Annotated in this window: 8 protein-coding genes and 1 tRNA gene; 3 read left to right on the top strand and 6 right to left on the bottom strand. The window is 41.6% G+C overall.

Annotated elements, in window-relative coordinates:
• Positions 1 to 34 precede the first annotated feature (34 nt).
• Positions 35 to 697 (bottom strand): uracil-DNA glycosylase, encoded by a 663-nt coding sequence (locus Q1W14_RS11675; RefSeq protein ID WP_300701654.1) that lies wholly within the window; start codon positions 695 to 697, stop codon positions 35 to 37.
• A 104-nt stretch (positions 698 to 801) separates the two neighbouring features.
• Positions 802 to 1839: an aspartate--ammonia ligase gene (gene asnA, locus Q1W14_RS11670; RefSeq protein ID WP_300701652.1), complete on the bottom strand. Its 1038-nt coding sequence runs from the start codon at positions 1837 to 1839 to the stop codon at positions 802 to 804.
• A 214-nt stretch (positions 1840 to 2053) separates the two neighbouring features.
• On the opposite strand from asnA, the gene Q1W14_RS11665 reads away from it, so the two are divergent.
• A tRNA-Arg gene (locus Q1W14_RS11665) sits at positions 2054 to 2126 on the top strand.
• A 111-nt stretch (positions 2127 to 2237) separates the two neighbouring features.
• On the opposite strand, the gene Q1W14_RS11660 is transcribed toward Q1W14_RS11665, so the two are convergent.
• Entirely contained in the window at positions 2238 to 2972 is a 735-nt protein-coding gene (locus tag Q1W14_RS11660) for an HAD-IA family hydrolase (RefSeq protein ID WP_300701650.1), read from the bottom strand.
• Between the two features lie 703 nt (positions 2973 to 3675).
• On the opposite strand from Q1W14_RS11660, the gene Q1W14_RS11655 reads away from it, so the two are divergent.
• A complete protein-coding gene (locus tag Q1W14_RS11655) occupies positions 3676 to 6687 on the top strand; it encodes an ATP-binding protein (RefSeq protein WP_300701648.1) in 3012 nt (1003 codons plus the stop codon).
• 107 nt (positions 6688 to 6794) lie between these two features.
• Here Q1W14_RS11655 and Q1W14_RS11650 read toward each other — a convergent pair whose 3' ends face one another.
• The 3 genes from Q1W14_RS11650 to lysS form a co-directional block, all read right to left on the bottom strand.
• A complete protein-coding gene (locus Q1W14_RS11650; RefSeq protein ID WP_300701646.1) occupies positions 6795 to 8132 on the bottom strand; it encodes a glucose-6-phosphate isomerase in 1338 nt (445 codons plus the stop codon).
• A 59-nt stretch (positions 8133 to 8191) separates the two neighbouring features.
• Positions 8192 to 9187: an NAD(P)H-dependent glycerol-3-phosphate dehydrogenase gene (locus Q1W14_RS11645; RefSeq protein ID WP_300701644.1), complete on the bottom strand. Its 996-nt coding sequence runs from the start codon at positions 9185 to 9187 to the stop codon at positions 8192 to 8194.
• A 100-nt stretch (positions 9188 to 9287) separates the two neighbouring features.
• Positions 9288 to 11018, bottom strand: coding sequence for a lysine--tRNA ligase (gene lysS, locus Q1W14_RS11640; protein ID WP_300701642.1), 1731 nt, complete (start codon positions 11016 to 11018; stop codon positions 9288 to 9290).
• A gap of 666 nt (positions 11019 to 11684) precedes the next feature.
• On the opposite strand from lysS, the gene Q1W14_RS11635 reads away from it, so the two are divergent.
• Positions 11685 to 13046: an MATE family efflux transporter gene (locus Q1W14_RS11635; RefSeq protein WP_300701640.1), complete on the top strand. Its 1362-nt coding sequence runs from the start codon at positions 11685 to 11687 to the stop codon at positions 13044 to 13046.
• Positions 13047 to 13048 lie beyond the last annotated feature (2 nt).

Here is a 13048-nt window from a genome sequence, read left to right as displayed (position 1 = left end):
AGTAGTAATAATAAAAAATGGTAGAGTTTAAACTCTACCATTTTATTTCTTGTTCCCCATGTTCTTTCAGATAATCATTGGTTTTACTGAAATGCTTGTTACCGAAGAAGCCGTTGTAGGCAGAAAGGGGAGAAGGATGAGCAGAGGACAAAACTAAATGTTTACTGCGGTCGATAAAGGCACCTTTCTTTTGTGCGTATGCTCCCCAAAGAATGAAAACCAGATGTTCTTTCCCTTCGGCAAGTGCACGGATAGCGGCATCTGTAAAGGTTTCCCAGCCACGATTCTGATGAGAACCGGCTTGATGAGCACGTACGGTAAGAGTGGCGTTGAGTAATAATACACCCTGTTCTGCCCAACGGGTGAGATTACCTGTTTGAGGTGCATCTGTTCCTATATCATTCTTGATTTCTTTAAAGATATTGAGCAAAGAAGGAGGGAAAGGTACGCCATCATTTACAGAAAAGCAAAGTCCGTGAGCTTGTCCGGGACCATGATAAGGGTCTTGACCGATAATCACTACTTTTACCTTGTCGAAAGGACATAAGTTGAAGGCGTTGAACATTAACTTCCCCGGAGGGTAAATGGCATATTTCCCATATTCATCACGAACAAACTCTGTTAGTTTCTGGAAGTAATCTTTATCAAATTCGGGTTGTAAATGTGCCTTCCAGCTCTCTTCTATTTGAACATTCATAATTTGTTTTGTTAATTGTTTCGGATGCTAAAGTACAAAATAAAAAATAAAGTTCAACCTTTTAAGGGGTTGAACTTTATACAGTATAGTTGGATAAGTATATCTTAGATCAAATGTATGTTGTGCTCTTTGCATTCTTTGCGCATGTCTTCGGGCCAAATACTAGCTTGTATCTCTCCGATATGTGCTTTGCGCAAATAAGTCATACATAGGCGTGATTGACCGATACCGCCACCTATAGAGAGGGGAAGGGTATCACTCATCAAGCGCTTATGGAAGTATAGCTCCATACGTTGCTCTTCTCCTTCTTGTTTGAGCTGGCGTAAAAGGGTCGCTTTATCCACACGAATACCCATGGAAGACAGTTCGATGCTACGTTGTAGTACATGATCCCAAAGTAATAAGTCGCCATTCAAGCCTGGTAGGTCATTTAGTCCGGGAGTGGTATAATCATCATAGTCAGGAGCACGTCCATCGTGTTTTTTACCATCACTCAGTTTGCATCCGATACCGATGATAAAGACGGCACCGTATTTTTTACAGATAGCATGTTCACGACATTTGGGTTCCAAATCCGGATAGAGCTGACGCAATTCTTCTGCATGGATGAAGTGCAGTTTTTGTGGTAAGCACGGCTTGATTTGCGGGTACATTTCATATACCATATATTCGGTACGTACCATGGCAGCATAAATACGATTGACTATCTCTTTCAGAAATTCGATATTACGGTCTTCGGCAGTGATAACACGTTCCCAGTCCCATTGATCCACATAGAGGGAGTGAAGATTGCCCAACTCTTCGTCGGCACGGATAGCATTCATATCTGTATAGATTCCATAACCGGGTTCTATGCGATATTCGGCAAGAGTCAACCGTTTCCATTTGGCAAGGGAATGTACGACTTCTGCTTGTGCATCACCTAAATCTTTGATAGGGAAAGAAACTGCACGTTCCACACCATTCAGGTCATCATTAATACCCATACCTTTTAATACAAAGAGGGGGGCGGTGACACGACGCAAACGCAATTCAGACGAAAGGTTCAATTGGAAGAACTCTTTAATCTGTTTAATTCCTAATTCAGTTTGCTTTAGATCAAGTAAAGGTTTATATCCTTCAGGTTTTATTAAGTAGCTCATAAGTTTACACCATCAATCTTCTATTAAATTGTTCGGCAAAGATAGGAATAATATTAATACTTGCTTGTTTTTTAATTAAAAAAATAACAAAATGTATATAGATATAGAAGTCATATACTCAAAATAATAATAGTGGCAACTGAATGAATTTGCTTGAAAAAACTCTGTATTGTTAGGAATATGCTAATATTTTTTATACTTTTGTTCCGCGTTTGGCTCCGTAGCTTAGTGAATAGAGCGTCAGATTCCGGTTCTGAAGGTCGTGCGTTTGAATCGCACCGGGGTCACTAAACATGAAACTCCCTCTGCATGAATGATTTGCAGAGGGAGTTTTTGCATTAAGGTTTCAAATCAATATCTTATCGTTGTATCTTCTTATTAGGGCTTTTGAGCTGAGTTCACTTTTGATTAAGAGCTTGAAATAATTCTTCCCAACTATCACAGAATGCTTGCATAGAAGGAAAAAGGACATTGGCACCTGCATCTAACAGAACTTTATCGTCAATCGGACCGGTATTGACGGCTACGGTAAATATACCTGCAGCTGCTCCAGCTTGCACGCCAATAGGCGCATTTTCCACTACAATGGCTTCATTGGCCTTTACACCTGCTTTTTCTAATCCCATCAGATAAGGTTCGGGATGGGGTTTACCATACTTTACGTCGAAAGCAGTCACCATACGGTCGCGTTCGAATGTGGCGGGGAAGTTATGGGCCAGGCGATCTAGCAGAGAATGTTGTCCGGAGCCGGTTACAAGAACGGGGATAAGCCCTTCGGACTTTACTTTTTGCAATATTTCCCATGCGCCGGGCATTGGTTCCGGTTCCGGGTTATTGTTGAACTCTGCACTTTTCTCGGCATAGATACTCTCTATCATTTCGGGAGTGGCTTCTTTGCCAAAATGTCGTTGGTAGACAATATTCACTGTGGAGGCACCCGTGCGTCCTTCGTGCATATAAGCCTCTTCGCGGCTGAGGTGCAGGCCATGGCGTTTCATCACTTTGTGCCATGCATCGGCATGATAGGGCATGGAGTTGAACAGCACGCCGTCCATATCGAAGAGAACTGCTTTCAATTGAATGTGGGAATGCCCATGCTTTTGCAGATAACGGGCAATGGATTCTTCAAACATATATACCTATTGTTATTACTAATTGGCGATAAAGGTACAAAAAACGACTCGGACTTAACCTAGATTTCATCGATTTAAAATTTTGGATGAAATCATACACATAGTTGCGTAGTCTCGCACGGATATAAATGTTAGACGATGCGCCTAAATGTTTAGATCTACGTACTTAGGTACGTAAAAACTTGAGGTACTGTACACTGATTTTTTTGTTCACCTCCTGTCAAATCATGAATATTTTCATAAAGCAATTCTGTTTTAGCATACAACTTATATTAAAATTCTATAGGGAGTGAGACTTTGTGATAAAACTGAAGAATTCTTGGTTGCATTATATTGTAAATATATGGACTTGGGTATAGAGTGATATGAGAAATTATACAAAAAAATGGAGAAATTATTATCATTAATAGTGTATTGAATCAAGAGATTATTCTGTGTAAAATTCCATATAGCAATTATTGTGATTTACTTGTCCTGAACCTTGTGATGCTTTAATCAGAAATAAGCGCAATTAAAGGATATTAAATATGAATTAATATTTATATTTGCATGGCAGTAAATAATCAGCAACTATAAGACTATGTTACCTATACTGAAAAAAAATATTTGTCATAATGTTTTTTTATGGCTAATACTTCAAATACTTATTTGTATTCCATTGTATGTCAGAGCTAACCAGAGCATTACATTTACAAAGGACTATTTGTTGGTTTTGAACAGCTATACTTCCGATGCAGCATGGAGCAATACCCTCATTACTCCACTACAGCAACAAGTCTCTGCAATTGCCGAGTTGGATTTCTATGTCGAACACATGAACATGTTGATGATAGATGACTCTACAAAATTGGCTGGATACAAGAAGGATTTCTTTGAGCAATATTCATATCCCCCGAAGGCAATCGTCATGTTGGGAAGTTCTGCCTGTCTATTAATCCGAGAAATTAAAGAACATTGGGGAGATATACCTCTAATTCTGTGCAGCGAGTTGGAATATCTGTCGCCTGACGATGCTTATATCCGAAAATATCCTATTTCAGATGTAGAAAAAATTCCCTTTAGCAGTTTGGCGAAGGAGTATAATCTAACGATGCTTCAAACGAAGAATTTCTTGAATGAAAATATTTCTTTGATGAAGAAAATGGTTCCAGAAATGAAATCATTGATATTCATTGGAGATGGTCGCTACATCAACCAGCAATTGGATTTAGACTTGCGTTCTTTCTTGAAGAAGATGTATCCGCATCTTGACTACAAATTCCTTTCGGCTCAAAATTTGGTAACCGATTCTTTGCTGCAACAACTGAACGAGGTTGATGTAAATACTACCGGAGTCCTATTCTCCTCCTGGTTTTCACGGCGTACTTTTGCCGGTAACGACATGCTGATGGCAAACTCTTTTCAGATAATATCCAATGCAGTAGTGCCTATTTTTACGCTTGGAATTGCCAATATGCAGACTAGCAGGATGATTGGAGGATACTTCTATCAGCAAAAGTCATTCAATGAGCATTTATTAGATGCCTTGAACCGTGTTCTTGCTGGAACTGCACCGAGAGACATTCCATTCTATGTGCCCCAGGGCTATCCAATTTTTGATTATTCGTCACTTTTGCAGAAAGGTATTTCTGTAGATTTGTGTCCCTCAAACAGCATTTTCTTGAATCGTCCTCAGTCTTTTTGGGAGAAGTATCGATTCTTTCTGATAGGAGGGGCAATCTTACTACTGGGATGTTTAGTGTATCTGTATCAACGCAATCGCATAAAGGCGTTAAACGCTTTGCGCGAAGCTGAACGGAAAGAGTTTGAAGCGACTGCCGAACTTGCCACTCTATTTGAAAGTATGCCGGTCTCTTACAGTAAAGAGAAACTGGTGCGAGACGAAAAAGGTGAGATTGTGGATGCCATTATCTATAAAGTCAACCATCACTATTTTGGCACGATGAACCGGGAAGAAGATGTTGTCGGCAAGAAATTGAGCGAGTGCGCCGGTGAAGAGCTGTCCATCTTTGTGCATTTTTTCCGTATGATGGATAAAGAGAAGAAGATGATTAGTTTCACTTACTACCAAAAGCATTCTGGCTCATACATTAATATTGTACTGACATTCTCCACACAGCCCGACCATGTCGATATTTTCGGTATGGATAGCACCGAACTGCATATGGCACAAATGCAACTCAACTCAATTAATCATAAACTGGCAATGGCACTCGATGTGGCCAATATCACTCCGTGGAAATGGAACTTGTGCGACCATACCATCCTCTGTGATGTTAATCGACCGATAGAGTTGAGCAACGATTACGAAAGAGTCAGTGAAGAGCAACTGTCGGTTCCCGAAGTACAGTATTTCTCAAAGATCATAAAAGAGGATCGTCAACGGGTGAGACAGGCTTATCTGGATCTGATTGAAGGAAAGTGCACTAAGGTGAGAGAAGAGTATCGGGTTGTCAACCATAGTCCTGAAGGAGTGCGGATGGACTGGGTAGAAGCACAAGCAGTTATAGACAGTAGAGATGAAAACGGAAAACCGCTTTCGCTCATCGGCTCGTCGTTAGTGATTACTCAGCGCAAGAAGATGGAAGAAAACCTGATTGCCGCTAAAAGCAAAGCAGAAGAATCGAATAAACTGAAATCGGCTTTCCTTGCCAATATGAGCCACGAGATTCGTACTCCGCTCAATGCTATTGTTGGTTTTTCGAGTCTGCTTCCTACAGTGGTAGAATCTGCCGAACAGAAAGAATACGTCAATATCATTGAGAACAACAATGAACTGTTGCTGCAACTTATCGGAGATATACTCGATCTGTCGAAGATAGAAGCCGGAACGATAGAGTTTATCTACACCGAGTTCGAACTCAATGCTTTGATGCGCGAGTTAGAGAAGAGCCTGCGCTTGAAGGTAACCTACGAAGAGGTAATTCTGAACTTTGAGCAAGCATTGCCCGAATGTTATATTCGTTCGGAGAAGAACCGTCTTTCTCAATTGGTTATTAATATGATAACCAATGCTATTAAATTCACTGATGTCGGAACTATCAAATTCGGATATGAGGTGAGAGGCAAGATGCTTTACTTCTATATAGAAGATACCGGAACAGGAATACCGAAAGATAAGCAGGACGAAGTGTTTGGTAGGTTTGTTAAGCTGAATAGCTTTGCCCAAGGCACGGGACTGGGGCTTTCTATCTGCAAGACGATTGTAGAAGCGATGCAGGGTGAAATAGGTTTGGAGTCAGAGGTAGGCAGAGGAACCAAATTCTGGTTTACATTACCCTATGAACCAGTGAAGAAGATTGAAATAACAGAAAAAGAGAAGCAGGTAAAAGAAGGTACTAAAAACTTGACCATCCTGATAGCCGAAGATAATGATAGCAACTACAAGCTATTTGATACGATATTGAAGGATGAATACCGTTTGCTACATGCTTGGAATGGGAAAGAAGCTATCGAGATATTCCAGTCAGAAGTTCCCGATATTGTATTGATGGATATCAATATGCCTGTAATGAACGGGTATGAGGCTATACAGGAACTTCGGAAGATAGCTCCACTGACCCCAGTTATTGCTATCACTGCCTTCGCCTATGCTGCTGACGAACAACGAGTGTTGAACAATGGTTTTGATGGTTATATGTCGAAACCTATTCAGGCAAAGAAATTGAAAGCGCAATTGACGGCTATTATTCAGTCGCGGCTTATTCTGTTATAGCAGATTATAGAATACTTGTTTAAAATCGAAATCCCCCCGTTGCACAATTGTAACGGGGGGATTTTGATTTCTATTTTAGGGAGGCTTTTAATCCCCTCTTATATAGCTTACAGTCTTGCCTGAATAGCTTTGGATTCAGCTTCGTAACCTGGCTTGTTCAGCAATGCAAACATATTCTTCTTATATGCTTCTACGCCTGGTTGGTCAAACGGATTAACGCCGAGAACATAACCACTGATGCCACAACCTATTTCAAAGAAATACAGCAAACCGCCGATGGTTTCTTCGTTCAGGGTAGGGATTACGATACGCATGTTAGGTACACCACCGTCTACGTGAGCGAGTTGTGTTCCCAGTTCAGCCATCTTGTTTACTTCGTCTACACGCTTGCCGGCCAGGAAGTTCAAACCGTCGAGGTTAGCTTCATCGCTAGGCACTTGCAACTTGTGGTTGGTCTTTTCTACAGAGATAACGGTTTCGAAGATGGTGCGTTCACCTTCCTGAATCCATTGACCCATAGAGTGAAGATCAGTTGAGAAGTCAACGGCAGCAGGGAAGATACCTTTGTTTTCTTTACCTTCTGATTCTCCGTAAAGCTGTTTCCACCATTCGCTGACATAGTGCAACTTGGGGTTGAAGTTTACGAGGATTTCAATCTTCTTGCCACTCTTGTAAAGTTCGTTACGGGTAGCGGCATAGATAGCAGCAGGGTTTTCAGCAAACGGAACATCTTTTCCACAAGCTTTCTCCATGTTGGCAGCACCGGCAACTAACTTTTCGATATCAAAACCGGCAATTGCAATCGGCAACAGACCTACCGGAGTAAGTACAGAGAAGCGACCACCTACATTATCGGGGATGATGAATGATTTGTAACCTTCGTTGTTAGCAGTTACGCGGGCAGCACCCTTCTTGGCATCTGTGATAGCAACGATTACCTTCTTTGCCATATCTTTGCCGCGTTGGTCTTCGCATTGCTTCTTCAGCAGACGGAAAGCCAAGGCTGTTTCGGTGGTAGTACCTGACTTGGAGATATTGATAACACCGAACTTCTTGTCTTTCAGGAATTCAGTGAGTTCATACAGATAATCTTCACCAATATTGTGTCCGGCGTAAATCATGACCGGAGCAGTTTTTTTATCTTGCAACCAAGTAAAGCTGTTTGATAAAGCTTCGATAACCGCACGTGTGCCGAGGTAGCTTCCACCGATACCGGCAACAATTACAACTTCGCAATTATCACGCAATACTTGTGCAGTAGCTTTCAGGTCAGCCAAATGCTCTTTTGTTATGGAGGAGGGGAGGTGTAACCAACCTAAGAAATCATTACCCTTGCCTGTGCCATTTTCTAATGCCTCCTGTGCAGCCTTTACTTGGGCTTCATAGGCGAAAACGTTTTCTTTTGAGATGAATCCGAATGTTTTCTCAATGTCTAATTTAATCATATTCATTATTATATTAAAGGGTTAAAGTCTTATGTTATCATTCTATTTTAAGGTGTCGGTTAGCGGAATGAATCCGTCAGCAACTTAATCTCTATCATTGGCGAGATGCGTTCGTACAGAATATTGTACACGGCATCTACTATCGGCATGTTGACGTGATGATGCTTGTTGATCTCTTTGATACACTTGGTACCGAAGTAACCTTCAGCAATCATTTCCATTTCTATCTGTGCACTTTTTACGGAGTAACCTTTGCCAATCATGGTACCGAATGTACGGTTACGGCTGAAATTGGAATATCCGGTTACCAGCAAGTCGCCCAGATAAACAGAATCGTTTACATTCCGGTTCAGCGGATGCACTGTCTGCAAGAAACGGTTCATCTCTTGTATAGCGTTGGACATGAGTACAGCTTGAAAGTTATCTCCGTACTTCAAACCGCTACAAATACCGGCTGCTATGGCATATACGTTTTTCAACACCGAACTGTATTCAATGCCTGCAACGTCGTTGCTGACAGATGTCTTGATGTACGAACTTGCCAAATTACGGGCGATAGTGCATGCTTTGTCGGTGTCCGGACAAGCTATGGTTAAATAAGAAAGGCGTTCCAAGGCTACTTCTTCCGCATGACAGGGGCCTGCCAGTACGGCGATGTTTTCAGCCGGTACGCCATATTCTTTGGTAAAGTACTCCGAAACAATCATGTTATCGTCGGGTACGATACCTTTAATTGCTGTGATGATGAATTTATCCTTTATTTTCATCTTCAACTTTTTCAAGTGAGATTTCAAATAAGGTGAGGGGGTCACGAATATAAGCGTGTCAGAGTCTCTCACTACATCGTTGATGTTGGAGTTGAAATTAATGCGCTTAGTATCGAACTTGACGCCCGTCAAGTAGGCAGGATTATGTCCAAGTCGTTTGAAATCGGTAATACGATCATCTCGCCGCATGTACCAATTTATTGACTCCGCTTGAGAAAGTACCATTTTAGCAATGGCAGTTGCCCAACTTCCTCCGCCCATGATGGCTATCTTACCGGGTAGTTTCATGATAATTAATAATTAAAAATTAAAAATTAAAAGGGGCAAAGGTTTATCTTCTTCCCTTTTATCTTTTAATCATGCTTATCTGGGTTTTAATTTTTAATTCTTAATTTTTGATTGAACTGATCCAGGCAGTAACGTCGTTCACCGTCGGGGCTGTCAGTTCCAGTTTATATTTCTTGTTGATACCACAGATATCCATGTGTAACTTCTGCGGATTCACATCTTTCATGTCGCTCACCAAGTTGTAACCGGCCTTTTGGATGACGGCTACCCACTCTTCGGGAATACCCAGTTCCATGAATTTGGCGGGAGTATCTTTCGGAGTCACTTTCTCCGGGCGCATTTGCGGGAAGAAAAGTACTTCTTGAATGAATGCTTTGCCGGTCATCAACATAGTCAGCCGGTCAATTCCGATGCCGATACCTGATGTAGGAGGCATACCATATTGCAGTGCTTTCAAGAAATCCTGATCGATAAACATGGCCTCGTCATCTCCCTTTTCGCTGAGGCTTAACTGGTCTTTGAAGCGTTCTTCCTGGTCGATGGGGTCGTTTAGCTCGCTGTAAGCGTTAGCCAACTCCTTGCCGTTTACCATGAGTTCGAAGCGTTCGGTCAATCCGGGTTTGCTGCGGTGTATCTTGGTCAGCGGACTCATCTCTACAGGATAGTCGGTGATGAAAGTGGGTTGTATAAAAGTACCTTCGCAGAACTCGCCGAAGATTTCGTCTATCAGCTTGCCCTTGCCCATGGTGTCGTCGATTTCCATTTTCAGTTCGCGGCAAACTTGACGAATCTCGCCTTCGTTCTTACCTTCGAGGTCGTAACCGGTCTTTTCCTTGATTGCTTCCAAGATGGGCAGACGGCGGTATGGAGCCTTGAAGCTGATGGTTTTGCCATCTATCTCGGTTTCGGTGCAACCGTTTACGGCGATACAGATGCGTTCCAGTAATTTCTCGGTGAAACTCATCATCCAGTTATAATCCTTATATTGTACGTAGAGTTCTACGCAAGTAAATTCGGGGTTATGGTTCTTGTCCATACCTTCGTTGCGGAAGTTCTTTCCGATTTCATATACACCTTCGAAACCTCCTACAATCAGTCGCTTCAGATAAAGTTCGGTAGCTATGCGCAGGTAGAGGCCCATATCCAATGAGTTATGGTGTGTAATGAAAGGACGTGCACTTGCTCCACCGGGGATGGACTGCAAGATAGGAGTTTCTACTTCGGTATATCCGGCTTCATCAAGAACGGAACGCATGGTTTTGATGATGGTGGCACGTTTTTGGAAAGTCTCTTTTACTCCGTCGTTTACAATCAGATCGACGTAGCGTTGGCGATAACGGAGTTCCGGATCTTCGAAAGAGTCGTAAGCTACTCCATCCTTATATTTAACGATGGGCAGGGGTTTGATGCTCTTTGAAAGTACGGTTATTTTCTTGGCATGGATACTGATTTCGCCCATTTGGGTACGAAATACAAAACCTTCGATACCGATGAAGTCACCTAAGTCGAGCAAACGTTTGAACACGGTGTTGTACATCTCTTTGTCTTCTCCGGGGCAGATGTCATCGCGGGTAATATAAACCTGGATACGTCCTTTGGAATCCTGTAATTCAATGAAGGAAGCTTTTCCCATGACACGACGGCTCATCATACGTCCGGCTACAGACACTTGGCGAGGCTCTTCGTCGTCTTTGAATTCAGTTTTAATATCGGTAGAGAAAGCATTGGTTACATACTCTGCTGCGGGATAGGGTTCGATACCCATCGCGCGAAGTTCATTCATACTATTGCGACGAATGATTTCCTGTTCACTTAGTTCTAATACGTTCATTTCGCTATATTTCACTCAATTTGGTGCAAAAGTACGAAACATTTTTCAGATAGCGTTATATTTTCTATAAATAAAGCTAATAGGGCTGTTATGCTCAAACTGAATTGTATTGGGAAAATCTGCTTCATTATAAACCATTGCAACCATCATAGACTTTTTTTTGTAAAAGTATCTATCATGCTATCACATTATAGGATATATCTATCAGAATATTAGTGGATTGAAGCGTGATAGATAGGTGTGATAGATCGACTTTCTCGCAACCATCTATCACAGATACATCCAAAGACCGTAATTAGAATGTACTTATTTATTGTTCAATTAAGAAATAGTTATTTTGTTAGTTCTCAGCATGAAACTTTTAGTTTCAATGTTCAAAACTAAAAGTTTCAACAGTCTAAACTAAAGGTTTCAATAGTCAAAACTATTAGTTTCAATTAGCAAAACTCCTAGTTCCAATTAGCAAAACTCCTAGTTCCAATGCATAGAAACTATCATAAGAACCTATATGAAGCATTCCAAACCAAAGTCTTTTTGAAAAGAAATGCATGATTTTCGACCGATAAACACTAGATTATGTTATCGAAAATCGTAATGCCGCATCTTCTTGTTGCTTTGACAAAAAATGAGTACCTTTGCACCCGCAAAAAGAAATAGGTATTAAGTATGGCAGGACAAAAGACACCCACAGCGTTGGGTACAGAGAGTATTGGGAAACTACTAATGCAATATGCCGTTCCGGCAATTATCGCCATGACAGCATCTTCCTTATATAATATGGTAGACAGTATCTTCATCGGTCACGGAGTGGGTACGATGGCAATCTCAGGATTGGCACTGACTTTTCCGCTGATGAATCTTGCAGCGGCATTCGGCTCGCTGGTGGGCGTAGGTGCGGCAACATTGGTGTCTGTCAAGTTGGGGCAAAAGGACTATGACACAGCCCAACGAATATTAGGAAACGTATTGATACTTAACATTATTCTTGGTCTGTCGTTCTCTGTAGTAACATTAATATTTCTTGATCCTATCTTATATTTCTTCGGTGGTAGTGATGAAACAGTGAAGTATGCCCGTGAGTTTATGCAGATTATTTTGTTGGGAAATGTGGTTACCCACATGTATCTTGGACTAAATGCAGTACTTCGTTCTGTGGGACATCCGCAAAAGGCCATGTATGCAACGATTGCAACGGTGGTTATTAATACGATTCTTGCTCCGATATTTATTTTTGGCTTTGGCTGGGGCATTCGGGGAGCGGCTATAGCTACGGTTACTGCACAGGTCATTGCGCTGATGTGGCAGTTTAAACTATTCTCCAACAAAGAGGAATTACTTCATTTCCGGAAAGGTATTTTTCGTTTGCGCCGTAAGATTGTAGTCGATTCGCTGGCTATCGGAATGTCTCCTTTTCTTATGAACCTGGCAGCATGTCTCATTGTGGTACTTATCAATCAAGGATTGAAGCATTATGGTGGTGATTTAGCTATCGGAGCATTTGGCATTGTCAACCGACTGGTCTTTGTTTTTATTATGATTGTCATGGGACTTAACCAAGGTATGCAACCCATTGCAGGCTATAACTTCGGTGCAAAGCAATACGCACGTGTAACGAAGGTACTGAAACTGACCATTGTTTTTGCTACGGTTGTGACAACTACCGGATTCCTGATAGGAATGTTTCTTCCCGAACTGGTGGTGAGTATTTTTACATCCGATGCAGAGTTGATTGATATTTCATCCAAAGGTCTGCGTATAGTGGTCATGTTCTTTCCGATTATCGGCTTTCAGATGGTGACTGCCAACTTCTTCCAAAGTATAGGAATGGCGAGTAAGGCTATATTTCTTTCCCTTACCCGCCAAATGATTATTTTGGTTCCTTGTTTGCTGATTCTACCTCGATACTTCGGGGTAGCCGGCGTATGGTACAGTATGCCGGTGGCAGATGTCTGTGCTTGTTTGATTGCACTCGTAATGCTGACTTGGCAATTCCGTAAATTCAAAGCGGCTGAGCTGCACGCCAAATAATT

The sequence above is a fragment of the Bacteroides sp. genome, assembly GCF_030151085.1.
Taxonomy (GTDB): domain Bacteria; phylum Bacteroidota; class Bacteroidia; order Bacteroidales; family Bacteroidaceae; genus Bacteroides.
This window is presented reverse-complemented; position numbering and strand designations above follow the sequence as displayed.

What these genes read in the sequence shown, in the direction of transcription:
- Q1W14_RS11645 (WP_300701644.1), bottom strand. Translation starts at nt 9,187, where the DNA reads ATGAAACTACCCGGTAAGATAGCCATCATGGGCGGAGGAAGTTGGGCA.
- Q1W14_RS11635 (WP_300701640.1), top strand. Translation starts at nt 11,685, where the DNA reads ATGGCAGGACAAAAGACACCCACAGCGTTGGGTACAGAGAGTATTGGG.
- Q1W14_RS11660 (WP_300701650.1), bottom strand. Translation starts at nt 2,972, where the DNA reads ATGTTTGAAGAATCCATTGCCCGTTATCTGCAAAAGCATGGGCATTCC.
- asnA (WP_300701652.1), bottom strand. Translation starts at nt 1,839, where the DNA reads ATGAGCTACTTAATAAAACCTGAAGGATATAAACCTTTACTTGATCTA.
- Q1W14_RS11650 (WP_300701646.1), bottom strand. Translation starts at nt 8,132, where the DNA reads ATGATTAAATTAGACATTGAGAAAACATTCGGATTCATCTCAAAAGAA.
- lysS (WP_300701642.1), bottom strand. Translation starts at nt 11,018, where the DNA reads ATGAACGTATTAGAACTAAGTGAACAGGAAATCATTCGTCGCAATAGT.
- Q1W14_RS11675 (WP_300701654.1), bottom strand. Translation starts at nt 697, where the DNA reads ATGAATGTTCAAATAGAAGAGAGCTGGAAGGCACATTTACAACCCGAA.